General features: G+C 64.0%; 21 protein-coding genes and 1 tRNA gene. 11 read left to right on the forward strand and 11 right to left on the reverse strand.

The window, feature by feature from the left end; genetic code table 11:
* Nucleotides 1-165 precede the first annotated feature (165 nt).
* The 3 genes from J2Y63_RS06075 (at nt 166) to J2Y63_RS06085 (ending at nt 2,454) form a co-directional block, all read left to right on the forward strand.
* Nucleotides 166-239 (forward strand) — tRNA-His (locus J2Y63_RS06075).
* A 438-nt stretch (nt 240-677) separates the two neighbouring features.
* Nucleotides 678-1,823 (forward strand): slipin family protein, encoded by a 1,146-nt coding sequence (locus J2Y63_RS06080; RefSeq protein ID WP_435265346.1) that lies wholly within the window; start codon nt 678-680, stop codon nt 1,821-1,823.
* A 118-nt stretch (nt 1,824-1,941) separates the two neighbouring features.
* A complete protein-coding gene (locus J2Y63_RS06085; protein ID WP_435265347.1) occupies nt 1,942-2,454 on the forward strand; it encodes a GNAT family N-acetyltransferase in 513 nt (170 codons plus the stop codon).
* A 36-nt stretch (nt 2,455-2,490) separates the two neighbouring features.
* Here the strand turns inward: J2Y63_RS06085 and J2Y63_RS06090 are convergent, their stop codons facing one another.
* From J2Y63_RS06090 to J2Y63_RS06105, 4 genes are all read right to left on the reverse strand, one after another.
* A complete protein-coding gene (locus tag J2Y63_RS06090) occupies nt 2,491-2,748 on the reverse strand; it encodes a YjhX family toxin (protein ID WP_435265348.1) in 258 nt (85 codons plus the stop codon).
* Nucleotides 2,749-2,942: 194 nt separating this feature from the next.
* Nucleotides 2,943-3,845, reverse strand: a complete 903-nt coding sequence (locus J2Y63_RS06095; protein WP_435265349.1) for an NAD(P)/FAD-dependent oxidoreductase — start codon at nt 3,843-3,845, stop codon at nt 2,943-2,945.
* An 83-nt stretch (nt 3,846-3,928) separates the two neighbouring features.
* On the reverse strand, nt 3,929-4,372 hold the full coding sequence (locus J2Y63_RS06100) for an RrF2 family transcriptional regulator (RefSeq protein ID WP_435265350.1): 444 nt from the start codon (nt 4,370-4,372) through the stop codon (nt 3,929-3,931).
* A gap of 57 nt (nt 4,373-4,429) precedes the next feature.
* On the reverse strand, nt 4,430-4,735 hold the full coding sequence (locus tag J2Y63_RS06105) for a DUF1294 domain-containing protein (protein ID WP_435265351.1): 306 nt from the start codon (nt 4,733-4,735) through the stop codon (nt 4,430-4,432).
* 131 nt (nt 4,736-4,866) lie between these two features.
* Between J2Y63_RS06105 and gatB the strand changes: the two genes are divergently transcribed.
* From gatB to J2Y63_RS06125, 4 genes are all read left to right on the forward strand, one after another.
* Nucleotides 4,867-6,369 (forward strand): Asp-tRNA(Asn)/Glu-tRNA(Gln) amidotransferase subunit GatB, encoded by a 1,503-nt coding sequence (gene gatB, locus J2Y63_RS06110; protein WP_327510254.1) that lies wholly within the window; start codon nt 4,867-4,869, stop codon nt 6,367-6,369.
* 67 nt (nt 6,370-6,436) lie between these two features.
* Nucleotides 6,437-6,937, forward strand: coding sequence for a GNAT family N-acetyltransferase (locus J2Y63_RS06115; protein WP_435265352.1), 501 nt, complete (start codon nt 6,437-6,439; stop codon nt 6,935-6,937).
* Nucleotides 6,938-7,064: 127 nt separating this feature from the next.
* Nucleotides 7,065-7,463 (forward strand): NADH:ubiquinone oxidoreductase subunit NDUFA12, encoded by a 399-nt coding sequence (locus tag J2Y63_RS06120; protein ID WP_256119051.1) that lies wholly within the window; start codon nt 7,065-7,067, stop codon nt 7,461-7,463.
* A gap of 76 nt (nt 7,464-7,539) precedes the next feature.
* A complete protein-coding gene (locus J2Y63_RS06125) occupies nt 7,540-7,989 on the forward strand; it encodes a DUF2155 domain-containing protein (RefSeq protein ID WP_435265353.1) in 450 nt (149 codons plus the stop codon).
* A gap of 201 nt (nt 7,990-8,190) precedes the next feature.
* On the opposite strand, the gene aat is transcribed toward J2Y63_RS06125, so the two are convergent.
* From aat to J2Y63_RS06150, 5 genes are all read right to left on the reverse strand, one after another.
* A complete protein-coding gene (gene aat, locus J2Y63_RS06130; protein ID WP_435265354.1) occupies nt 8,191-8,805 on the reverse strand; it encodes a leucyl/phenylalanyl-tRNA--protein transferase in 615 nt (204 codons plus the stop codon).
* 12 nt (nt 8,806-8,817) lie between these two features.
* The gene (accC, locus tag J2Y63_RS06135) at nt 8,818-10,164 is read right to left on the reverse strand and encodes an acetyl-CoA carboxylase biotin carboxylase subunit (RefSeq protein WP_256119055.1); all 1,347 of its coding nucleotides are present in this window, start codon (nt 10,162-10,164) and stop codon (nt 8,818-8,820) included.
* 10 nt (nt 10,165-10,174) lie between these two features.
* On the reverse strand, nt 10,175-10,636 hold the full coding sequence (gene accB / locus J2Y63_RS06140) for an acetyl-CoA carboxylase biotin carboxyl carrier protein (protein ID WP_256119056.1): 462 nt from the start codon (nt 10,634-10,636) through the stop codon (nt 10,175-10,177).
* Between the two features lie 22 nt (nt 10,637-10,658).
* Nucleotides 10,659-11,096 carry a type II 3-dehydroquinate dehydratase gene (gene aroQ, locus J2Y63_RS06145; RefSeq protein WP_256119057.1) on the reverse strand — a complete coding sequence of 146 codons (438 nt, stop codon included), beginning with the start codon at nt 11,094-11,096 and terminating at the stop codon, nt 10,659-10,661.
* A 152-nt stretch (nt 11,097-11,248) separates the two neighbouring features.
* Nucleotides 11,249-12,007, reverse strand: a complete 759-nt coding sequence (locus tag J2Y63_RS06150; protein ID WP_435265355.1) for a DsbA family protein — start codon at nt 12,005-12,007, stop codon at nt 11,249-11,251.
* Between the two features lie 205 nt (nt 12,008-12,212).
* Between J2Y63_RS06150 and J2Y63_RS06155 the strand changes: the two genes are divergently transcribed.
* On the forward strand, nt 12,213-13,352 hold the full coding sequence (locus J2Y63_RS06155; RefSeq protein ID WP_435265356.1) for a pyridoxal phosphate-dependent aminotransferase: 1,140 nt from the start codon (nt 12,213-12,215) through the stop codon (nt 13,350-13,352).
* A 75-nt stretch (nt 13,353-13,427) separates the two neighbouring features.
* Here J2Y63_RS06155 and J2Y63_RS06160 read toward each other — a convergent pair whose 3' ends face one another.
* Together J2Y63_RS06160 and J2Y63_RS06165 are read right to left on the reverse strand one after the other, a co-directional pair.
* Complete coding sequence (locus J2Y63_RS06160; RefSeq protein WP_435265357.1) at nt 13,428-14,192, reverse strand: SDR family oxidoreductase; 765 nt, start codon at nt 14,190-14,192, stop codon at nt 13,428-13,430.
* Between the two features lie 133 nt (nt 14,193-14,325).
* On the reverse strand, nt 14,326-17,214 hold the full coding sequence (locus J2Y63_RS06165; RefSeq protein WP_435265358.1) for an Rne/Rng family ribonuclease: 2,889 nt from the start codon (nt 17,212-17,214) through the stop codon (nt 14,326-14,328).
* Between the two features lie 635 nt (nt 17,215-17,849).
* Between J2Y63_RS06165 and J2Y63_RS06170 the strand changes: the two genes are divergently transcribed.
* The 3 genes from J2Y63_RS06170 (at nt 17,850) to prfB (ending at nt 23,030) form a co-directional block, all read left to right on the forward strand.
* A complete protein-coding gene (locus J2Y63_RS06170) occupies nt 17,850-19,091 on the forward strand; it encodes an N-acetylmuramoyl-L-alanine amidase (protein WP_256119062.1) in 1,242 nt (413 codons plus the stop codon).
* Between the two features lie 257 nt (nt 19,092-19,348).
* The gene (locus tag J2Y63_RS06175; protein WP_435265359.1) at nt 19,349-21,796 is read left to right on the forward strand and encodes a penicillin-binding protein 1A; all 2,448 of its coding nucleotides are present in this window, start codon (nt 19,349-19,351) and stop codon (nt 21,794-21,796) included.
* 102 nt (nt 21,797-21,898) lie between these two features.
* A protein-coding gene (prfB, locus tag J2Y63_RS06180) for a peptide chain release factor 2 (protein WP_256119064.1) occupies nt 21,899-23,030 on the forward strand; the annotation gives its coding sequence in 2 pieces (ribosomal slippage) (nt 21,899-21,967 and nt 21,969-23,030; 1,131 coding nt in all).
* The last annotated feature ends 55 nt before the right edge of the window (nt 23,031-23,085 follow it).

Genomic DNA, 23,085 nt, shown 5'->3' on the forward strand with positions numbered 1-23,085 from the left:
GTGACTGCGCCTTTTTCGCTTGATCCCCGCATAAGTCGAGAATAAACGCGCCCTCCCGGTCGTTCAGCCGGTGCGGATGTCAACGGATGGAGTTTTTCACGCTCCTCCCGCGCGAGGCGGCCCTGCCGTCGTCGTGTACGGATGCCGCACTATGAAGACTGGTTTGCGGACCTAGCTCAGCGGTAGAGCACCGGACATGCCTCCGGAGGTCGCGGGTTCGATTCCCGTTGTCTGCTCCATTGGATAGCTCAGTGGTAGAGCATCAGACTGTTACTCTGACTGTGGAAGGTTCGAATCCTTCTCCAAACAGCCTTCCAAGCTGTCTCGATATCCGGTCCGGGGACCGGACTGCGGACGGCGGACCGGGGAAACCCGGAAAGCCCGACGCCGGACGTTTGCGGTCCGGTTCGCGGTGACGGCCAAGCCGCCTTCCGGCCAGCGAGGGAGCGTGACGCTCCCAAGCCCGCCCAAAGGCCGCGCGGTCCTCTCCCGAAAGCCCACCGCCGATGGCCGCCATCCGGTCCTCGGATCACTATTCGCATGCCCCGCCCGCGGGTTCCCCGGGCGATCAGGGTTTCTCGGGGAACTGACAAGACAACTTGCCGATGCCAAACGACATCATCAACGAAAGGAAGATCGGTTCGTGACGTAGCGTATGACCCGAAGGAGCAAGAACAATGACGACGTTTCTCGATATGATTTTGGGGCGCCAGCGCGTCCTCGTGAAGGCCAACGAACGCGTGCTCGCCCTCTACAGGGGAGAGGTGCTCGGCATTTTCGGACCGGGTAAACACGCCCTGCCGAACCGCCGCGGCATGCTCGAACTGGAGCGCCACGACGTGAACCGCCCGGCCTTCACTTCCGCCTATGAGAAGCCGTTGTTCGACACGCTCCCGGAGGTGGCAACCCGCGAACTGACGGTCATCCGGACCGCAAGCCGCGATGTGGCGGTCGTCGAGCGCGACGGCGAGCTCTTTTCGGTGCTCGCTCCGAACCAGAAGCTCGTGGTGTGGAACGCTGCAGGTCCGTGGACCGAGACGCGCGTCGATCTCAAGGATCGGCTCGACATCGATCCGGAACTGATGCGCCGGCTGACGCGCGCCCGCCGCACGGAGCTGACGACGGCCTTCATCGTCAATGACGGCCAGGTCGGCCTGCTCTTCGTCGACGGGACGCACCTGCACACGCTGGAGCCGGGCGCGCACGCCTTCTGGAACGTCGGAAAGACGATCCAGGTGCGCGTGGTCGACCTCAAGCGCCAGTCGCTCGACGTGACCGGTCAGGAACTGCTTACCCGGGACAAGGTCACAATCCGGGTGAACATTTCCGCCGAATACCGCGTCGCCGACCCGTTGAAGGCGGTCTCGGAGGTGAAGGACTTTGCGGATGCCCTGTACCGGGCGCTGCAATTCGCCTTCCGCCAGACGCTCGGCACGCTGACGCTCGACCAGATCCTTGAACGCAAGGTAACGGTCAACGCGGAGGCAGCCGAGAAGGTGCGCGCCGACATGGCGGCGATCGGGATCGAGGTCTCGGCCATTGAGCTCAAGGACGTGATCCTGCCGGGCGAGATGCGCGACCTCCTCAACCAGGTCGTCGCTGCGGAAAAGCAGGCCGAAGCCAACATCATCCGCCGCCGCGAGGAAACGAACGCCACCCGTTCGCTGCTCAACACGGCAAAGGTGATGGCGGAAAACCCGGTCATGCTGCGGCTGAAGGAGCTCGAAGCCCTCGAAGCCATCGCCGGAAAGGTGGAGCGCCTGACCATCCACAACGGGACGGCGGGCCTGATGAACGACATCGTCCAGCTCCGCGACAAGTAAGGGATCGCCCGGCCGGCAAGGCCGGGCGGTTCCGTTTTGCGGCAACGCTCCCCATCATCTCCGTGGATAGACCTTTGGCTCTCTCGCCAAGGGCGGGGCGCAATGCTTTGATGGCGGCATGATCACCGTTCGCAACGCCCGTGAGGAGGATGTTCCGGCCATCGTCGAAATCGGCGTTCGGGCCTGGGAACAGGCCGTCGTCGGTGTCGCCGACCTTCAGGTGCGGCGCGACCATGCCCGCAATGCCTTCCAGCAATTTCTCGCCCGCCATTGGCTGCGGGTGAGCGTGGCCGAGTTCGACGGCGGGCTTACCGGCTGGGCCTCGCGCGAATCTTTCGACGACGAGATCACCGACCTCTGGGTAGATCCGCTTCATCAGAAGAAGGGTGTCGGCGCGGCGCTTCTTGCGGTCATGGAGGCGGAAATCATCGCCGCCGACTTCGAGGCGGCACGCCTCCAGACCCATGCGCGCAACACGGCGGCCGTGGGGTTCTTCCAGAAGCATGGCTATTCCGTCAGCTGGCTTTCCGTCGACTATTCCGAGCGCCTCGACAGGGATGTGGAATCGATCGGCCTTCGCCGGCAGCTCGTCGAGGATATGCCGATCGGCTACGGGCCGGACGGGTTTTGAGGGGGAGGCGGGGCTTTCACCGCGCCTCCCGTTCTTCTATTGGTTGTCCAGTTGCGAGCGCACCAGCTCCAGCCCCCGCTGCGTGATGCGGTAGGGCCTGCCGCCGGAGGAGGCGATGCTGCGCCGGCGCTTCAGCTTGCGGAAGAGCTCGATATCGAGCCCGCTGGCACGCCAGCCGTCCCGCGTGATGCAGGCGACGCTGACAATCTTGTGGTTTTCGTCTTTTTCGATGTCGATCCGGCCGCCCTGGGCGAGCAGGTGGAGAATGCGCTGTTCGGCGCGGGAAATGTCCATTGTCTCGAGAAGTCCGTCTGGCGTTCGAATGAACGCGAAAAAACGTTCCGCCACCGGTCAGGTGGCAGGGTTCATCGTTTTTTCTGACCCTGCGCGCATTGATGAGCGGGCAGGGTCCTCAGCAGGTCTCTGACGAGTTGGACATCAAAACTCCATTCACGAATGTCCCGAAATAACCGGGACATTCGCCAAGGTCAATGCGTTGGCCAGATCAGCGAGTGGTGCAGCATGACGCCGGTCTTCACGCCATCGGCGGCGGCAAGCGTGATGTTTCCCGGTCCGAGCGCGATGTCGCCGGCGGCATAAAGCCCGGGGAGCGACGTCTGGCCGGTCTCGTCCGTCTGAATGATCTTGCCGACCGGCGTTTCCTTCAGCGTAAGGCCGCGATCGCCGGGGATCGCGCTGCGCACCCGCGCTTCCGGCATGACGAAGAGCGCCTTGAGCAGCGTCGGAATGCCCGGCCCGGTTTCGACGGAGAGCATGCCGTTCGGCCCATCCGCGATGGCCGTGACGCGGCCCGGCCGCAGCTTTACGGCGCGCTGTTCCAGCAAAGTGAGGGTTGCGTCGTCCGGCTCGGGCGTCCCGTTGGTGAAGAGCGTCACGCCGCCCCAATCGGCGACAAGCGCCGCGAAGCGTGCGGCATCCGCCGTCCGGGCCAGCACGCCGACCGGACCGCCACCCACCTCGTAGCCGTGGCAATAGGGGCAATGCAGCACCGTCTTGCCCCACCGCTCGGCAAGGCCAGGCACATCCGGCAACTGGTCCTCGAAGCCGGTGGCGAGCAGCACGCGCCGGGCGTCGATCCGCCCGCCATCGCCGGTGAGGATGGAAAAGCCATCGATCTCGCCTTCCAGTTTTTCGGCCGGCGCGTCGCGGAAGGTGACGGTTTCGTAGGCGGCAAGCTGGCGGCGGGCGTCGGCAAGAATATCGCGCCCCGGCCGGCCATCCTGCGCGAGAAAGCCGTGCGAATGCGGGGAGAAGCGGTTACGCGGTTCGCCGGTGTCGAGAATGGTGATGCGGCGGCGGGCGCGGGCGAGCTGCATGGCAGCGGAAAGGCCGGCAAAGCCCCCGCCGATGATGATGGCATCTTCGGTCATGGTGGATCCTTTCATGGAACGTGCGGCATCGTTCGCCCGGCGGGTGCCGGTCGTCCGATGCGGGTCTTTGGAGTTGGCTGCCGTCAGCCCGTATCGGCCCGGCAGTGTTTTACCGCCACCCGAAAGTCGGCGGCGAGATCGGCAAGCGTCGTGCCGGCAAAGCGCGCCATCAGGATTGCTTCCGCATCCTTCAGCGCATCGCCGATCACCCGGTTGACGGATTGCTCGACCACGCAGCCCGGCATTTCCGTCGCGGGGCCGATCTGGAAGACGATCGGCTCGCCGAGCGCATTGTAGATGTCGAGCAGGGATATCTCGGCGAGCGGCTTGGCAAAGTGCCAGCCGCCGCCATGACCGCGGCCGGATTGCACGATGCCGGCATCGCGAAGCCCGGCCATCGTGCGCCGCACGACGACGGCGTTGGTATCGAGGCAGAGCGCGAGATCGTCCGAGGTCATCGGCGCGTCGCGCTCGGCCATGTGCATGAGTGCGTGAAGCACGGCGGAAAGGCGGCTGTTTCTTTTCATGTAACAATAATAGTTACGAACGTGCAGCCTGTCAACCTTGCCGACGAGAGGGTGATCTCAGCCGGCGCGCAGCATCTGGTACAGGGAGGGGCCGAAGACCAATGCCACCGGGATCAGTGCCGCGTGCAGGAGCAGGATCGCCATCAACTGCGTGCGAAACGGCTCCTTGCGCGTCTTGTGCCGCAACAACCGTTGCGCTGCAAAGGCGCCGTGGCTGCCGCCGATGAACGCGAATTGCAGCAGCCGCGCTTCGGAAACGCGCCAATGGCCATCCCGCGCGGCCTCCTTGTCCCACCAGAAGACGCAGAACGTCACGACGTTCACGAGGAGGAAAATCATCAGAAGCGTTGTTGCCGTGCTCATCGCCTGTCTTTAGCCGATCATCCTTGCGGCTTGGCTAACGACGGCGGGCCGCACCCGCTGAAAACCTTGCGCGGCCTGCCCATATGTTCTACCGAGACAGCAACCGAAGACACCCGAGCCAAGAGCCTGCCATGACCCTCGTCGACGTCCGCACCCCCGATCCGAAACGCTTCATTCCCGGCGCCACCGGCGATTGGGAAGTCATCATCGGCATGGAGGTGCACGCGCAGGTTCTCTCCAATTCCAAGCTGTTTTCCGGTGCCTCCACCGAGTTCGGCAAGGCGCCGAATGCCAACGTTTCGCTCGTCGATGCCGCCATGCCCGGCATGCTGCCCGTCATCAACGAGGAATGCGTGCGCCAGGCCGTGCGCACCGGCCTCGGCCTCAAGGCGCAGATCAACCATCGCTCGATCTTCGACCGCAAGAACTACTTCTATCCGGACCTGCCGCAGGGCTACCAGATCTCGCAGTTCAAGGACCCGATTGTCGGCGAGGGCAAGATCGTCATCTCGCTCGGCCCCGACCGCCAGGGCAACTTTGAAGACATCGAGATCGGTATCGAGCGCCTGCATCTGGAGCAGGACGCCGGCAAGTCGATGCACGACCAACATCCGACCATGTCCTATGTCGACCTCAACCGTTCCGGCGTGGCGCTGATGGAGATCGTCTCCAAGCCGGATATGCGCTCGTCGGACGAGGCCAAGGCCTATATGACGAAGCTGCGCTCCATCGTGCGCTACCTCGGCACCTGCGACGGCAACATGGACGAAGGTTCCATGCGCGCCGACGTCAACGTCTCGGTGCGTCGTCCGGGCGAAGGTTTTGGCACGCGCTGCGAAATCAAGAACGTCAACTCCATCCGCTTCATCGGCCAGGCGATCGAATACGAAGCGCGCCGCCAGATCGGCATTCTGGAGGATGGCGGCTCGATCGATCAGGAAACCCGTCTGTTCGATCCGGGCAAGGGCGAGACGCGCTCGATGCGCTCGAAGGAAGACGCGCATGATTACCGCTATTTCCCCGATCCGGACCTGCTGCCGCTGGAATTCGACAACGAATTCGTCGGCAAGCTTTTGGCCGACCTGCCGGAACTGCCGGACGACAAGAAGATCCGCTTCGTCAAGGATCTGGGCCTCTCGGTCTACGACGCCTCGGTGCTCGTCTCCGAAAAGGCCATCGCCGATTATTACGAGGCCGTGGCCGCTGGCCGCGACGGCAAGATTGCCGCCAACTGGGTGATCAACGACCTCTTGGGCGCCTTGAACAAGGACGGCAAAGCCATTGAAGAGACTCCGGTTTCGCCCGATCAGCTCGGCGGCATCATCGACCTCATCAAGGACGGCACCATCTCTGGCAAGATCGCCAAGGATCTCTTCGAAATCGTCTGGACCGAAGGCGGCAACCCGGCCGACATCGTCGAGACGCGCGGCATGAAGCAGGTGACGGACACCGGCGCCATCGAGAAGGCCGTCGACGAGATCATTGCCGCCAACCCGGACCAGGTCGCCAAGGTTCTGGCCAAGCCGACGCTTGCCGGCTGGTTCGTCGGCCAGGTGATGAAGGCGACGGGCGGCAAGGCCAACCCGCAGGCCGTACAGGCCCTCGTCAAGGCCAAGCTCGGCCTGGAGGACTGAAGTAATTCCAGGAAAAGTGTAAAGCGGTTTTCCGTTCGGAATTACTTCAAAACAAAAGGGTTCTTCGATGTTCTTCGTCCGTACGGCGTCCGAGGGCGATCTGGTCAAGGTCAGCGCGCTGCTGGCCGAGACCTGGCATGCGACCTATGACGCGCTCTACGGTGCCGACAAGGTGAGCCAGATCACCGCGCGCTGGCATGCCGTGCCGGCGCTCAAAAGCCGGCTGGAGCGCAAGGACGCGGAATTCGTCGTGGCCGACAACGGCAAGGAACTTGCCGGCATGGGCTTTGCGGCCATGTGGAAGGAACGGCCGAAGACCGTGCTGCTGCACCAGCTCTATGTGCTGCCACGCTACCAGCGGCAGGGTATCGGCCGCGACATGTTCGCCGAGCTGGAAACCTGCTTTCCCGATGCCAATGCCATGCTGCTGGAGGTCGATCCGCGCAACGATGCGGCGGTCGCCTTCTATACGGCGCACGGCTTCGTCAAGGTCGGTGAAGCCAAGCACACGGCGGACGACGTTTCCGGCGTGCCGCTGCATGTCTACGAGAAGCCGCTCGGCGCCTGAGTGCGGCGAAAAGGCGTGTGCGAAGGCGTGGGAATCGCTGGACATTCCGGCGCCCGCGCGCCATAAGCGGAAGAATATTCAGTCGCGGGCCGCGCTTTCGGCATGGCCCTGCCAAGGACGCCAGCCCATGAACCTCCTCACGCAGATTTTTACCTGGTGGAACGGTCAGACGATCGGCACCCGTTTTCACACCTGGCGCTTCGGCACCAAGGTCGGCGAAGACGAATTGGGCAATGTCTACTACCAGGGCACGGCCAAGGATTCCGAAGGCCGCACGCGCCGCTGGGTGATCTACAAAGGTTATGCCGAAGCCTCCGCCATCCCGCCGGGCTGGCACGGCTGGATGCACCACCGCACGGATGTTTCCCCCGCCGACGAGACCTACAAGGCGCGCGAATGGGAAAAGCCGCACCGCCCGAACGGCACCGGCAGCGCGCAGGCCTATCGCCCGCCGGGCTCGATCGCCGTTGCCGGCGAGCGTCCGCGCGTGACGGGCGACTACGACGCCTGGACGCCGGGCAACTGATACCGATTTGGCCACAATTCGCCGGTAGCTCCAAGCGGCCGGCGAAAACCGGTGCAGATCGCAGGAGACGGCATTCATGACATTCGGGTTTTTTCGGGCAAACGCCGGACGGCGGTTCGTTTCGGTCGCGCTTGCGGCCGTCGGCGTCGTCGCGACACCCGTCCTGTCCCAGGCCGCGCGGGTGGAAAACCCGGTCGCCGTCTTCTCCGGCATCGACAAGATAACCGGCCGCATCACCAATTTCGACGTCTACATCGGCGAGACGGTGCAGTTCGGCGCGCTCCAGGTGACGCCGAAGGTCTGCTATAGCCGCGACGACACCGAGGCGCAGAAGGTCACCACCTTCGTCGAGGTCGACGAAATCACGCTCGATCGAAAAATCCGCCGCATCTTCACCGGCTGGATGTTCGCCGACAGCCCCGGCCTCAACGCCGTCGAACACCCCGTCTATGACGTCTGGCTCATCGAGTGCAAGGCCAAGTCCGACGTGCCGCCGCCGGAAGACGCCGAGACGAAGACCGAATAGGGCCTCTCCCTTTTGTGAATGCTTGCGTTTGCCGCGTGGATCCTCGGGTCAAGCCCGAGGATGACGGAGGGGAGGGAGTGTGGCCGACCTCCGTCAAACGGTGCGGCATGCGGCACCGTTTCTATGTTTGTCCTGCTTCTCTTCTTCCGTCATCCTCGGGCTTGACCCGAGGATCCATGCCCCACGGCACAACTCATCGTCTCAGAACGGCAGATGCGGTGATGCCAGCGCGTTCGCCAGCATGTCCTCGTATTCGATCTTCGGCACGTCGATCGCGCCGAAGGACTTCAGGTGCTCGGTGGTGAACTGCGTGTCGAGCAGGCGGAAGCCGCGGGCCTTCAGCCGCTCCACGAGATGCACGAGGCAGATTTTCGAGGCGTCGGTGCGCCGGGAGAACATGCTCTCGCCGAAGAAGGCCGCGCCCAGCGAGACGCCGTAGAGCCCGCCGATGAGCCGATCGCCCTCCCATGCTTCCACCGAATGGGCGTGACCCATGCGGTGCAGCGTTCCGTAGAGCGAGCGGATCTTTGCGTTGATCCAGGTGGAGGGCCGATCCGGTGCTGCTTCGGCGCAGGCGGCCATCACCGCGTCGAAGGCGGTGTCGAAGCGGATGTCGAACGGGTTTTTGCGGATGGTTTTCGCAAGGCTGCGCGAGACGTGGAAGTCATCCAGCGGGATGACGCCCCGCATGTCCGGCTCGACCCAGAAGAGCTCCGGGTCGTCCGCCGAATCGGCCATCGGGAAGAGCCCGATGGAATAGGCGCGCAAAAGCAGTTCCGGCGTGATTTCCGGGTGCCGTCCGCGACGCCCTGCCATAACCGACGCCCCTCAGGCGTCGGTCTTATCGGCCAGATAATTTTCCAGCCAATGGATGTCGTAATCGCCGTTGGCGATGTCCTGGTTGCCGATCAGGTCCTGGAACAGCGGCAACGTGGTCTTTATGCCGTCGATGACGAACTCGTCCAGAACGCGGCGCAGGCGCATCATGCATTCGACGCGGGTGCGGCCGTGCACGATGAGCTTGCCGATCAGGCTGTCGTAGTAGGGCGGGATTTTGTAGCCCTGATAGGCGCCCGAATCGACGCGCACGCCAAGGCCGCCCGGCGCATGGAAATGCGTGATCGTGCCCGGCGAGGGCACGAAGGTGCGCGGGTCTTCCGCATTGATGCGGCACTCGATGGCGTGGCCGGAGAAGACGATGTCTTCCTGGCGCACCGAGAGGCCGGCGCCGGAAGCGACGCGGATCTGCTCGTGCACGAGGTCGATGCCGGTGATCGCTTCGGTGATCGGGTGCTCCACCTGAAGGCGGGTGTTCATTTCGATGAAATAGAACTCGCCGTTCTCGTAGAGGAACTCGACCGTGCCGGCGCCGCGATATTTCAGCTTCATCATGGCGTCGGCGCAGATCTGGCCGATCTTCATGCGCTGCTCGACGTTGAGGGCCGGGGAGTTCGCCTCTTCCCAGACCTTCTGGTGGCGGCGCTGCAGGGAGCAGTCGCGCTCCCCCAGATGCACCGCATTGCCCATGCCATCGCCGACGACCTGGATTTCGATATGGCGCGGCTTGCCGAGGTACTTTTCCATGTAGACGGCATCGTTGCCGAAGGCGGCGAGCGCCTCGGAACGGGCCGTCGAGACAGCTTCCTCGAGATCGTCCTCGTTCTTAGCGACCTTCATGCCGCGGCCACCGCCGCCGGCGGTTGCCTTGATGAGCACGGGGAAGCCGATCTGGCGGGCGATTTCCAGCGCGTTCTCCGGCTTCACTTCGCCTTCGGAGCCCGGAACGACCGGGATGCCGAGCGCTTCCGCCGTCTTCTTGGCGGTGATCTTGTCGCCCATGATGCGGATATGTTCCGCCGTCGGGCCAATGAAGGTGATGCCGTGCGCGTCAAGAATTTCCGCGAACTTGGCGTTTTCCGACAGGAAGCCGTAGCCCGGATGCACGGCGTCGGCGCCGGTGATCTCGCAGGCGGCGACGATCTGGTGGATGTTCAGGTAGCTTTCGCGCGAGGGCGGCGGGCCGATGCACACGCTCTCGTCGGCAAGGCGGACATGCATGGCGTCGGCATCCGCCGTCGAATGCACGGCAACCGTGGCGATGCCCAGCTCCTTGCAGGCCCGAAGGACCCGGAGCGCGATCTCGCCGCGGTTGGCAATGAGGACTTTGGAGATCATCTGAGCCACCTTATTCGATGACGATGAGCGGTTCGCCGTACTCGACCGGGCTCGAATCCTGCACGAGGATTTCGGTGACCTTGCCCGAGCGCGGCGCCGGGATCTGGTTCATCGTCTTCATGGCTTCGATGATGAGGATGGTCTGGCCTTCCTTGACCGTCGCGCCGACCTCGATGAACGGGCGCGAGCCCGGGGCAGGCGAGAGATACGCCGTGCCGACCATCGGGGCCGTGACGGCGTTCTTGTTGTTGCGCGCGTCGACGACGACCGGGGCGGCTGCCGCTGCGGCAGGGGCAGCATAGGCGGCCGGAGCTGCGATCGGCGCCTGGACATATTGCGGGGTTCCGGCACGCGAGACGCGGATGCGCAGGTCGTCCTGCTCCACTTCGATCTCGGTCAGGTCCGTCTCGTTGAGGATGTTGGCGAGATCGCGGATCAGACCCTGATCGATGCCGTGTTTCTTGTCAGCCATGGAAGTGAGCCTCTGTTTTTTCTTATTTCGTGATGGACGAAAGCGCGTGTAGCGCGAGGATGTAGCTGTGCGCCCCGAAACCGCAGATGACGCCCTTCACAGCGGGCGCGATCATCGATTTGTGGCGGAATTCTTCGCGGGCATGCACATTGGAAAGGTGCAGCTCGACCACCGGGATCTTGATGGCGCGGATGGCGTCATGCAGCGCGATCGAGGTGTGGGTATAGGCACCGGCATTGATGGCGATACCGACGGCCGTGTCGCCGGCTTCATGGATCCAGTCGACCAGGTCACCTTCGTGATTGGACTGGCGGAAGTCCACGGCAAAGCCCAGCTTCTCGCCCTCGGCCGTGCAGAGCGCTTCGATATCGGCGAGCGTGTGCCCGCCATAGATACCGGGCTCGCGCTTGCCGAGTGCGTTCAGGTTGGGGCCGTTGAGCACAAAAAGGGGTGAAGCCATTCGCAATTCCGCATGCTGGATAGAGGATTACCTATAGACCGGCGGTTCCCGCAGGGAAAGCCCCAAGGGCAGGGGCTTTGCCGGTCGAAAGAGGCGATGTCCACAAGCAGCACAGGCTGAATACGGTGAGCGTGGCAAGAAGATGGCGTCCGTCAGCAACTCGCCTTGCCGCAGGCGCGTACATTGGCGATTTTTGCCCGCAGGTCGTCCGCGCCGACCGCGCCGAACACCATCTCGTTGCCGAGAACATAGGACGGCGTGCCGGTGATGCCGAGGTCGTTTGCCAGCGAATAGGCCTCGCGCACCGCGTCGTCATGCGGCTTTTCGGCCATGGTCTTGCGGATGTCCGCCTCGGAAAGGCCCATGCCGGCGGCAAGCGCGATGGCGCTTTCCTCCGTCGCCCGGCCTTCGCCGCCAAGCAGCGTGCGGTGGAATTCGCCGTACTTTTCCGGCGAAAGATCGCGCACGGCAGCACTCACTTTGTGGGCGGCCAGCGAATCGGGGCCGAGGATCGGCAGTTCCTTCAGCACGAAGCGGACGTTCTTGTCCTCCTTCAGGATCGCGTCCATATCGGAGAGGGCGCGCTTGCAGTAGCCACAGTTGTAGTCGAAGAACTCGACGATCGTGACGTCGCCCTGCGGGTTGCCGAGCGCAATGTCATAGGGCGAGGAGAAGATCGCCTTCTCGTTGTCGGTGATCGCGCCTTGCGCCTTCGCCTGCTGCTGGGCCTCCTGCTTCTTCTGCAGGGCTTCCTGCACTTCCACCAGGATTTCCGGGTTCTCGACGAGGTATTCCTTGATGAATTCGCCGATCTCCTTTTTCTGCGCATCGTCGAGGGCGAGCGCGGGAAGGGGGGCTGCGACCGCGAGTGCGAGAGCGACGGTGGCCGCGAGCTTCGTCTTGAATGTCATGTCTGTGCTGTCCTCGTCGTGATGCGCCGATGAGTGCCATTGGCGGCACCCGCGCGTCAATGCGGACGTGGGTGCTTTCAACGATCTTATGGCCGGCAAAGCGCAAACGATAGGGCAAAAGCGGCGGATTTTCGGCCCTCGCGGGATTGTGAATATGGGCGTGTTGCGGCACACAGGCACGATCTCAGAATTGGAAGGCAGGCTCATGAAACTCTCGTCGCGCGGCGCCGTCGAACCCTTCCACGCCATGGACGTGCTCGCAGAGGCGACGAAGCGGCGCGCCGCCGGACGCCCGGTGATCTCCATGGCGGTCGGCCAGCCAGCGCATCCGGCGCCGGAAGCGGCGCGTGAAGCGGCCCGCCGGGCGCTCGATGTGGGGCGCATCGGCTATACGGATGCGCTGGGCCTGCTGTCACTGCGCCGCGCCATTTCGGATTTTTACAGGAGCCATCATGGCGTTTCCGTCGATCCGGGCCGAATCGCCATCACCACCGGCTCCTCGGCCGGCTTCAACCTGGCCTTCCTGGCGCTCTTCGATGCCGGCGACCGCGTCGCCATCGCGCGTCCGGGCTATCCGGCCTACCGCAACATCCTGGCGGCGCTCGGCATCGAGACGGTGGAGATCGAGGTCGATGCGGACAATGGCTTCACGCTGACGCCCGAAGCCCTGCAAGCCCATGGCCGTATCGATGGCGTGTTGCTGGCAAGCCCGGCGAACCCGACCGGTACGGTGACCGGCCGCGCCAATCTGGCGGCGCTCTCCGCCTATTGCCGCGACAACGGCATCGCCTTCATCTCGGACGAGATCTATCACGGCCTCACCTTCGTCGGCGAAGAGGCGACGGCGCTGGAATTCGGCGACGAGGCGGTGATCATCAACTCGTTCTCGAAATATTATTGCATGACCGGCTGGCGCATCGGCTGGATGGTGCTGCCGGAAGCGCTGGTGCGCCCGGTCGAGCGCATCGCCCAGAGCCTCTACATTTCCGCGCCGGAACTCTCGCAGATCGCGGCGGAGGCCGCACTTGGCGCCGAGGCGGAGCTCAACGTCTATCGCGATGCCTATCGGGTGAACCGCGATTTCCTGGTCAAGCGCCTGCCGGAACTCGGCTTCTCCATCGCCTCGCCGATGGACGGCGCCTTCTATGCCTATGTCGATGTCAGCCGCTTCACCAATGACAGCATGGCGTTTGCCCGCCGCATGCTGGCCGAAACCGATGTCGCGGCGACGCCCGGCATCGACTTCGACCCGAAGGACGGCCAGCACACGATGCGCTTCTCCTATGCCGGCTCCTTCGAGGAGATGAACGAGGCGGTCGACCGCCTCGCGCGTTGGTTGGCCTGATTTCGGAAAACGATTCCGTTTCAGGGTCTTGCGGCCAGGAGCGGACTCAATCTCGCAGCCAGGTGAATCGCTTTCTCAGACCCGGTTGATGGACACGCCGCCATCGACGAGCATGGCCGTGCCGGTGGTGAAGCTGGAGGCGTCCGAGCACAGGAAGAGCGCGGCCTGCGCGATTTCCTCCGGCGCGGCGATGCGCTTGAAGGCGTTCAACCCCGCAATGAACTGACGTGCTTCCGGCGTATTCGCCACCTCGCGCCCCATCGGCGTATCCGTGGCGCCCGGCAGCAGCGCATTCACGCGAATCCCCTTCGGGCCATATTCGGAGGCGAGCACCTGAACGAGGCCGATCAGGCCCGACTTCGACGCCGCATAGGCCGCAAGCCCCGGAAAGCCCGCCGTGTAGCCGACGAAGGTCGAGGTGAAGACGATCGCGCCGCCGCCGCGCGCTTCCATGGCCGGCAGTTGGTATTTGGCGGCCAGGAAGCCGCTGGTCAGGTTGACGCCGAGCACGTCTTGCCAGTCGGCCAGGGCGAGATCGGGCAGCGCCCCGACCGGTCCGGTGGTGCCGGCATTGTTGAAGGCGATGTCGAGGCCGCCGAATTCACGCTGCGCCGCATCGACCAGCGCCCGGTGATGGGTTTCTTCGCTGACGTCGCCGGCAACGGTGACGGCCGCGCCGCCGCCGGAACGGATTTCTTTGGCGACCTCCTCCAGCCGTTCGTTTCCGCGGGCCGACAGCACGAGTCGGGCGCCCTGTTCGGCGAAAAGCAGCGCGGCTGCCCGGCCAATGCCGGAGCTTGCGCCGGTGATGATGGCGACCTTGTCGGTAAGGCGGGTCATGGGTTTCTCCCTTGCTGGTTTCTGACGGCCGCGGGTGTCGCAGATAGGCAGGCAGGGAACCACCCGATTCCAACGGGCAAGAAAAAGGCCCGGACGATGCCGGGCCTTCGGATTTCTTGAGGTAGGGCGCTTCTTAGAAGAAGCCGCGGCGCTGCCACCAGCCGCCCTTCTTGGGCTTGTCCGGATCGTCGTCCGGCGTGGTTTCCTTGGCCGTCGAAGACTTGACCACGGGCTCGGAGGCGATCTTCGAGAGGTCGCGGTTGGCGCGCACGGGCTTTGCCGGCTCTTCGAGATCGGCCGAGGCCACCTCGACTTCCGGTTCGACCGGAGCGACGTCCTCTTCGGCTGCCTTGGCCGGTGCGGCTTCGGGCTGCGCCTCGATTGCCGTGCGGGCAGCCTCGTCCGTGACGGCTTCCTCGGTTGCCTTGGCACGGCTGCGGCGGGCACGCTTCGGCTTGACGGGCGCCTCTTCGGCGACAGCCTCGACCTGCGCTTCCTCGGCGACGACAGCCACTTCGGCCACGTCCACCTCGACGCTCGTCACTTCATCGGCTTCGTCCGCATCGCCATCGGCGTCTTCGGATTCGCCATCTTCGGCACCGGCTTCGACCGAACCATCCTCGGGGCGGTTGCGGCGGCCACCGCGCTTGCCGCGACGGCGGCGCTTGCGGCGCTGCTCGGAGGTTTCGCCGGCCTGGGCGTCCGCATCGGCGGCATCCACACCTTCCTCGCCTTCGGCATCCTCGTCGTCGAGAACGTCTTCGTCGCCGGCCTGTTCGCCGCCGAAGGAGGCGGTGTCGGTGCCTTCGCCATTTTCACGGCGACCGCGACGGCGGCGGCGGCGCTTGCGCTTGCGGCCGTCATCGGAAGCGGCGGCGGAGGACGCTGCCGGGGCAGAAGCCTGCGCGGCCGCGGCCGGGCGTGCTTCTTCCTCGTCTTCCTCGTCGATCTCCTCCTCGATCACGACGTCGTCGTCTTCCGGCTCGGGTTCGAAATGCAGGATCTGCTCGATCTTGACCGGGTTTTCGACTGCTTCGCCGCGGTCGATCGCAAAATGCTGCGCGCCGACATGGGCATCCGCCTCGATGATGATCTGCACGCCGAAGCGGTTTTCATAATCGATGATCGTGCCGCGCTTGTGGTTGAGCAGGTAGAGCGCGATGTCCGGCGTCGTGCGCACCGAGATATTGTGCGTGGTGTTCTTGAGGAGATATTCCTCGATGCCGCGCAGGACGTGCAGCGCCACCGACGACTGCGAGCGGATATGGCCCGTGCCGTTGCAGTGCGGGCAGGTCTGCATGGTCGATTCGAGAACGGACGCGCGGATGCGCTGGCGCGACATTTCGAGCAGGCCGAAATGCGAGATGCGGCCGACCTGGATGCGCGCGCGGTCGTTCTTGAGGTGGTCCTTGAGGCGCTTCTCGACGGAGCGGTTGTTGCGCTTCTCCTCCATGTCGATGAAGTCGATGACGACGAGGCCGGCAAGGTCGCGCAGTCGCAGCTGGCGCGCCACTTCCTCGGCGGCTTCCAAGTTTGTCTGGAGCGCGGTCTCCTCGATGGAGTGCTCGCGCGTCGAGCGGCCGGAGTTGACGTCGATCGAGACGAGCGCCTCGGTCTGGTTGATGATGATGTAGCCGCCGGACTTCAGCGTCACCTGCGGCTGCAACATACGGTCAAGCTGGGCCTCAATGCCCGAGCGCGAAAAAATCGGATGCACGTCGCGGTACGGCTGGACGACCTTCGCGTGGCTCGGCATCAGCATCTTCATGAAGCCCTTGGCTTCCTTGTAGCCTTCCTCGCCGGCAACGACGATCTCGCTGATGTCCTTGTTGTAAAGGTCGCGGATCGAGCGCTTGATGAGCGAGCCTTCCTCGTAGACGAGGCAGGGGGCCGTGGAGGCGAGCGTTAGGGTGCGGACGTTCTCCCACAGGCGCATCAGGTATTCGAAGTCGCGCTTGACCTCGACCTTGGTGCGGTTGGCACCGGCAGTGCGCAGGATGACGCCCATGCCCTGCGGGACTTCCAGGCTGCGGGCGATTTCCTTCAGGCGCTTGCGGTCCTGCAGGTTGGTGATCTTGCGGGAAATGCCGCCGCCGCGCGCCGTGTTCGGCATGAGAACCGAGTAGCGGCCGGCGAGCGACAGATAGGTGGTGAGAGCAGCGCCCTTGTTGCCGCGCTCTTCCTTGGCGACCTGCACGAGCAGGATCTGGCGGCGCTTGATGACTTCCTGGATGCGGTACTGCTTGCGCGGCTTGCGCTGCACGCGGTCCGGAACCTCTTCCATCGCGTCTTCGGCGCCGACGGATTCGATGACTTCCTTTTCTTCGCCGGGATGACCGTCGTCATCATCGTCGTCGTCATCGCGACGGCGGCGGCCGCGCTTGCGGTCGGAGGGCTCGGAGATTTCGTCGGCATCGACGGCCATGGCCATCGCGCCGCCGGGCGTCTCGTCGTCGGTGCTTTCCGCGGGCGCTGCGGCCTCTTCGGCTGCCGGTGCATCCTCGGTCTTCGCCTTGGCCTTGCGGGTGCGGCGCGGCTTCTTCGGCTTTTCGGCCGGGGCTTCTTCAAGCGCGGCGACAGCCTCGACGACCTCGGCTTCGGCGACAACCTCGACCGGAGCGGCTTCTACTACAGCTTCGGTCTCGGTGGTTTCAGCCTCAGTGGTTTCCGTTTCCGAATCGTCGGAAAGGTCGGTTCCGGTCTCGACCTGCTCGATATCGTCGTCGCGACGGTGCTCTTCGGCCTCGGCCCTGAGCAGGGCCTGGCGATCAGCAAGCGGGATCTGGTAATAATCCGGGTGGATTTCGGCGAAGGCCAGGAAGCCGTGGCGGTTGCCGCCGTAATCGACGAAGGCCGCCTGCAACGACGGTTCTACCCGCGTGACCTTGGCAAGGTAGATATTGCCGCGGATCTGCTTCTTGTGTTCGGATTCGAAGTCGAATTCTTCTATGCGGTTTCCGCGTACGACAACGACGCGCGTCTCCTCAGCGTGAGACGCGTCGATAAGCATTTTCTCTGCCATGTAAATTGTGCTCCTCGGCGCATGCGCGATCCTGGCGGCGAACCGTTCCCTGAAAGGGAGGTGCCGGGAGAGGAGAGGGCTGCGCCGAATATGTAAGTTCCCGTCGGGCCCCGGTGAGGGGTTAGCGGACGGAGGTAGGTCGGTACGCGAGCGTCCCGGTGCCTGTTACCCTCTGAGAAAATCCGCTGTGACAACATCAACGTCCAACGAGAATGCCAGTGCCATAGACCTTGAAAGGTCCGATGAAGTTGCCCTTGGGTAAGGGCGTTTGGTGGAAATCCACCTTGACTGTTCCGGCCACCGCCGGCTTACGCGATCTTATCGGCCGGGAAAAAGTGGGTATGACGGCGGATGAAGGCCCGGTTCGGCGCCAAGTCCCGAAGGAGTGGCTGCCTGCTCAAGGCGATTCTATCCCGTCTGATCTTTTTCCCTGACTTTGCTTTTATGGCGGATATGTCACAATGGCAAGGGAAAAGCCAAAAGCGTCATAATCTTGATGGATTTGCGGTGATCTTGGCCCCTTCGTCCGCCGGTCTCTTGGCGCGCCAAGCTTTCGTTAACCATAAGAGGGCATCTATGGGCCTTGTCCTGCACCGCATCGCGCGGTCTCCACGCGTTTGAGGGCTGTCCGGGTGATGCTACGCGTCCTGACTGAACATTCGTCCCGCTTTTTTGCCGGCCTGATCGCCGTCTTTCTCTGTGCCGCGATCGTCACGCCGGCGCTTGCCGTTTCCGATTCGGCCGCGCCGCTGCTTGCCTTTGCCGCGCGCATCGCCGGCGACGATGCGCGCACCCGCCTCGTCATCGATTTCGACCGCAAGCCGGAGTTCAAGGTTCACTACGTCGCCAATCCCTATCGCGTGCTGATCGACCTGCCGGAAACCGATTTCGGCATTAAGGCGGAGGAACTGGAAGCGCGCGGCATCTTTTCCGACATCCGCTACGGCACCATGGCCGCCGGCCGTTCGCGCATCGTGCTGACCGCCTCGCGGCCGATCGGCGTCGTGCTGGCCGAGGTGCAGGAAGAGCAGGGGGCGGCGAGCTACCGGCTCGTCGTCGACACGGCGATCGTCACCGACCAGGTCTTCCAGGCGAACATGGAAAAACAGAGCTGGCAGGAGGCGTCCGCCACGGCGTCCAGCGAACAGGCGCCCGTCATGCTGCCCGGCAGCAAGGCGGAAGGGCCGTTCGTGATCGCCGTCGACGCCGGCCATGGCGGCATCGACAACGGTGCGCGCGGCGGCGTCACCAAGACGGAAGAGAAGCATGTCACGCTCGCCTTCGCCCGCGAACTTGCCGAGGCGCTGAACAAGCTGCCGGGCACCCGCGCGATCCTGACGCGCGACAAGGACGAGTTCCTCTCGCTTTCGCAGCGCGTGCAGCTTGCCCGCGGCGAGGGGGCGAACCTGCTGATCTCCATCCATGCCGATACGCTGCGGCAGAAGGATATCCGCGGCGCGACGGTCTATACGATCTCCGACAAGGCCTCCGACAGCCTCGCAGCGAGCCTCGCCGAGCGCGAAAACCTTTCCGACCAGATCGCCGGCATCTCCTTCGTCGACGAGCCGGCCGAGGTTGCCGATATCCTGCTCGACCTGACGCGGCGCGAGACGCAGGCCTTTTCCATCAACCTCGCCCAGAGCATCGTCGGCAACTTCAAGAACGAGGTGCTGCTGATCAACAACCCGCACCGCCATGCCGGCTTCCGCGTGCTGACCGCACCGGACGTGCCGTCGATCCTGCTGGAACTCGGCTTCATGTCGAACAAGGACGACGAAAAGCTGCTCGTCGATCCGGCCTGGCAGAAGAAGGTCGCGGGCCTCGTCGCCAAGGCGGTGGAGGAGTACCGCACGACCGTCGTTGCCAACGGCGGTTAAGCTTTTCGCGCGACGCCGCAGGCGCGCGGGCCGGGAACGTGTTAGTGTGCCTGTGCCGGAAAAGTGACAGAAGCCGCCATTGTGCGGTGGCGAAGCCGGGATGCATGCTGTAAGCCCTATTTTCCTCACATTCCGATCGCTAGACGGGAGCGAGAAAATGGGGGCGACTCGTCTTCGACTGGAAGACTGAGCGGCGCAAGGCCGGGCAGCGGGTCTGCCCGATGAAATTTAAGACATAAGGCGTCGGTAACTGGCTCATGATCAGACTGATTGGATATTTCTTCGGGATTGGCGCCGTCTTCTTCCTCGGCCTGGCGGCCGTGGTCGCGCTCTATCTCGGAAGTGTCACCAAGGATCTTCCCGATTATGAGGTGTTGAACAGCTATGCGCCGCCGGTGACGACGCGCATGCATGCTGGCAACGGCGCGCTGATGGCCGAATATGCCCGCGAACGCCGCCTCTACCTGCCGATCCAGGCCATCCCGGATCGCGTGAAGGCGGCCTTCCTGTCGGCCGAAGACAAGAACTTCTACCAGCATCCCGGCGTCGACGTGACGGGCCTGTTCCGCGCCATCGTCGTCAACGTCCAGAACATGGGCTCGGGCCGCCGCCCGGTGGGCGCCTCGACGATCACCCAGCAGGTCGCGAAGAACTTCCTCTTGTCCTCCGACCAGACGATCGACCGCAAGGTCAAGGAAGCGATCCTCTCCTTCCGCATCGAGCAGGCCTATTCGAAGGACCGCATCCTCGAACTGTACCTCAACGAGATCTTCTTCGGCCTGAATTCATACGGTATTGCCGGCGCGGCGCTCACCTATTTCGACAAGTCGGTGACCGAACTCACCATCGCCGAAACCGCCTATCTGGCGGCGCTGCCGAAGGGTCCGTCGAACTACCATCCGTTCCGCCGCACCGAGGCCGCCATCGAGCGCCGCAACTGGGTCATCGACCGCATGGTCGAGAACGGCTACGTCACCCAGAGCGACGGCGCGGAAGCCAAGGCCCAGCCGCTCGGTGTTACGCCGCGTCACCGTGGTTCCTATCTCTTCGCCTCCGAATATTTCTCGGAAGAGGTCCGCCGCCAGATCATCGAGCGCTACGGCGACAATGCGCTGTACGAGGGTGGTCTTTCGGTGCGCACCTCACTCGATCCGCGCATCCAGGTCGCGGCCCGCAAGGCCCTGCAGCACGGCCTCCTGACCTATGACGAGCGCCGCGGCTTCCATGGCCCGATCAAGACGATCGAGATCGGCGGGGACTGGGGCATCGAGCTTGCCAAGGTGGATGCCTTTGCCGACGTGCCGGAATGGAAGCTTGCCGTCGTGCTGGCCGTCGATGACGGCGGCGCCGATATCGGCCTCCAGCCAAGCAAGGACGCTTCCGGCAAGGTCGTCGAGGAGCGCGTGACCGGCCGCATCGAAGCGGACAACATGAAATGGGCCTATCGTTCGGCCAAGGGCGACCGCAAGACCGCGAAGTCGCCGGCCGGCGTCTTCACGGTGGGCGACGTGGTCTATGTCGAGCCGACGGAAGGCGGCGGCTATCGCCTGCGCCAGCCGCCGAAGGTACAGGGCGGCCTCGTCGCCATGGACCCGCATACCGGCCGCGTGCTCGCCATGGTCGGCGGCTTCTCCTATGCGCAGTCGGAATTCAACCGCGCGACGCAGGCGATGCGCCAGCCGGGCTCGTCCTTCAAGCCCTTCGTCTACGCCGCAGCGCTCGACAACGGCTATACGCCGGCATCCGTCATCATGGACGCGCCGATCGAGATCGTTGCTGGCGGCCAGGTCTGGCGCCCGCAGAACTACGGTGGCGGTTCTGCCGGCCCCTCGACGCTACGCCTTGGCATCGAGCGCTCGCGCAACCTGATGACCGTCCGGCTTGCCAACGACATGGGTATGAACCTTGTTGCCGAATATGCCGAACGCTTCGGCATCTACGACAAGATGTATCCGGTGCTCTCCATGTCGCTCGGATCCGGCGAGACGACCGTGCTGCGCATGGTCTCGGCCTATTCCGTGCTCGCCAATGGCGGCAAGCAGATCAAGCCCTCGCTGATCGACCGCATCCAGGACCGCTACGGCAAGACGATCTTCCGCCACGAAGAGCGCACCTGCGAGAACTGCAACGCCAACGACTGGGAAAAGCAGGACGAGCCGACGCTGGTCGACAATCGCGAGCAGGTGCTCGACCCGATGACGGCCTACCAGATCACTTCGATGATGGAAGGCGTCGTCACGCGCGGCACCGCCGCCGGCAAGATCAAGCTCGACCGCCCGACGGCCGGCAAGACCGGCACGACCAACGACGAGAAGGATGCCTGGTTCGTCGGCTACACGCCGGACCTCGTCGCCGGCCTCTATATCGGCTTCGACAACCCGGCACCGCTCGGCCGCGGCGCCACCGGCGGCTCGCTCTCGGCGCCGATCTTCAACGAATTCATGACCGCAGCCCTAGAAGGCACGCGCCCGACGAAGTTCATCGTGCCGGAAGGCATGCAGTTCATCGCGGTCAACCGCAAGACCGGCATGCAGGCCTCGGAAGGCCAGCCGGACACCATCATGGAAGCCTTCAAGCCCGGCACAGGCCCGGCCGACGTCTTCTCGGTCATCGGCGGCGAGGAATTCGCGAGCCCCGAAGAGATCCTGAAGAACTCGCCGCAGGCCAACCAGGCGGTGACCGGCGGCAGCGGCGGCCTGTTCTGATCCAGGTCTGATCTATTTGCGAGGGCGGGCGCGGGGCTTTACATCCGCGCCCGCCCTCTCTATTTCACGGCCACCGAATTAGCATCGAAGAAGAAGGCGGACATGCGCGCGGAAATCGAGAACGTCGTCGACGAAATCAAGCAGGCCATAAGCCTGCTGAGGAGGCATCTTTGACTGGGATCAGGCGGTAAGACGACTGGACTGGTTGAACAACAAGGCAGAGGACCCCAACCTCTGGAACGATGCCCAGGAAGCCCAGAAGCTGATGCGCGAGCGCCAGCAGCTGGACGAAGGCATCAATGCCGTGAAGCTCATCGAGCAGCAGCTCAAGGACAATATCGAACTCATCGAGCTCGGTGAGGAAGAGGGCGACGCGGCGATCGTCAAGGAAGCCGAAGACACGCTCAAGGCTGTCCGCAACGAGGCCGCGCGCAAGCAGGTCGAAGCCATGCTCTCCGGCGAGGCCGACGGCAACGACACCTATCTCGAAGTGCATTCCGGCGCCGGCGGCACGGAAAGCCAGGACTGGGCGAACATGCTCTTGCGCATGTACACGCGCTGGGCGGAGCGTTCGGGCTACAAGGTGGAACTGTTGGAAGTCCATGACGGCGAAGAAGCCGGCATCAAGTCCGCGACGCTGCTCGTCAAGGGCCACAATGCCTATGGCTGGTTGAAGACCGAATCGGGCGTGCACCGCCTGGTCCGCATTTCGCCCTATGACAGCAATGCCCGCCGCCACACCTCGTTCTCGTCGATCTGGGTCTATCCGGTCATCGACGACTCGATCGTCATCGAGATCAACGAGAGCGATTGCCGCATCGACACCTATCGTTCGTCGGGCGCCGGCGGCCAGCACGTCAACACGACCGATTCGGCTGTGCGCATCACGCACATCCCGACCGGCATCGTGGTGGCCTGCCAGCAGGAGCGCTCGCAGCACAAGAACCGCGCCAAGGCGTGGGACATGCTGCGCGCCCGCATGTACGAAGCCGAGCTGAAGAAGCGCGAAGAGGCCGCCAACGCCGAAGCCGCGTCCAAGTCGGATATCGGCTGGGGCCACCAGATCCGCTCCTACGTGCTGCAGCCCTACCAGCTGGTCAAGGACCTGCGCACCGGCGTCGAAAGCACCGCGCCTTCGGATGTGCTCGACGGCGAACTCAACGAGTTCATGGAAGCGGCCCTTGCCCACCGCGTGAACGGCGGCGCCGACGCCGTCGTGGACGACCTGAACTAAGCACCTCGGAAAACGAAATCAGAACGGGCGCTTCGGCGCCCGTTTCAGTTTGTGG

Origin of the sequence: Shinella sp. BE166, from assembly GCF_051201095.1 — a bacterium.
Lineage (GTDB): Bacteria > Pseudomonadota > Alphaproteobacteria > Rhizobiales > Rhizobiaceae > Shinella > Shinella lacus.

Bases quoted from the DNA above. Each gene is read 5' to 3' on its own strand.
- J2Y63_RS06125 (WP_435265353.1), top strand. From the start codon at position 7,540: ATGACATTCGGGTTTTTTCGGGCAAACGCCGGACGGCGGTTCGTTTCG.
- J2Y63_RS06165 (WP_435265358.1), bottom strand. From the start codon at position 17,214: ATGGCAGAGAAAATGCTTATCGACGCGTCTCACGCTGAGGAGACGCGC.
- J2Y63_RS06090 (WP_435265348.1), bottom strand. From the start codon at position 2,748: ATGGACATTTCCCGCGCCGAACAGCGCATTCTCCACCTGCTCGCCCAG.
- J2Y63_RS06080 (WP_435265346.1), top strand. From the start codon at position 678: ATGACGACGTTTCTCGATATGATTTTGGGGCGCCAGCGCGTCCTCGTG.
- aat (WP_435265354.1), bottom strand. From the start codon at position 8,805: ATGGCAGGGCGTCGCGGACGGCACCCGGAAATCACGCCGGAACTGCTT.
- accB (WP_256119056.1), bottom strand. From the start codon at position 10,636: ATGGCTGACAAGAAACACGGCATCGATCAGGGTCTGATCCGCGATCTC.
- J2Y63_RS06170 (WP_256119062.1), top strand. From the start codon at position 17,850: ATGCTACGCGTCCTGACTGAACATTCGTCCCGCTTTTTTGCCGGCCTG.
- J2Y63_RS06115 (WP_435265352.1), top strand. From the start codon at position 6,437: ATGTTCTTCGTCCGTACGGCGTCCGAGGGCGATCTGGTCAAGGTCAGC.
- J2Y63_RS06150 (WP_435265355.1), bottom strand. From the start codon at position 12,007: ATGACATTCAAGACGAAGCTCGCGGCCACCGTCGCTCTCGCACTCGCG.
- J2Y63_RS06100 (WP_435265350.1), bottom strand. From the start codon at position 4,372: ATGAAAAGAAACAGCCGCCTTTCCGCCGTGCTTCACGCACTCATGCAC.
- J2Y63_RS06155 (WP_435265356.1), top strand. From the start codon at position 12,213: ATGAAACTCTCGTCGCGCGGCGCCGTCGAACCCTTCCACGCCATGGAC.
- aroQ (WP_256119057.1), bottom strand. From the start codon at position 11,096: ATGGCTTCACCCCTTTTTGTGCTCAACGGCCCCAACCTGAACGCACTC.
- J2Y63_RS06095 (WP_435265349.1), bottom strand. From the start codon at position 3,845: ATGACCGAAGATGCCATCATCATCGGCGGGGGCTTTGCCGGCCTTTCC.
- gatB (WP_327510254.1), top strand. From the start codon at position 4,867: ATGACCCTCGTCGACGTCCGCACCCCCGATCCGAAACGCTTCATTCCC.
- accC (WP_256119055.1), bottom strand. From the start codon at position 10,164: ATGATCTCCAAAGTCCTCATTGCCAACCGCGGCGAGATCGCGCTCCGG.
- J2Y63_RS06160 (WP_435265357.1), bottom strand. From the start codon at position 14,192: ATGACCCGCCTTACCGACAAGGTCGCCATCATCACCGGCGCAAGCTCC.
- J2Y63_RS06105 (WP_435265351.1), bottom strand. From the start codon at position 4,735: ATGAGCACGGCAACAACGCTTCTGATGATTTTCCTCCTCGTGAACGTC.
- J2Y63_RS06085 (WP_435265347.1), top strand. From the start codon at position 1,942: ATGATCACCGTTCGCAACGCCCGTGAGGAGGATGTTCCGGCCATCGTC.
- J2Y63_RS06175 (WP_435265359.1), top strand. From the start codon at position 19,349: ATGATCAGACTGATTGGATATTTCTTCGGGATTGGCGCCGTCTTCTTC.
- J2Y63_RS06120 (WP_256119051.1), top strand. From the start codon at position 7,065: ATGAACCTCCTCACGCAGATTTTTACCTGGTGGAACGGTCAGACGATC.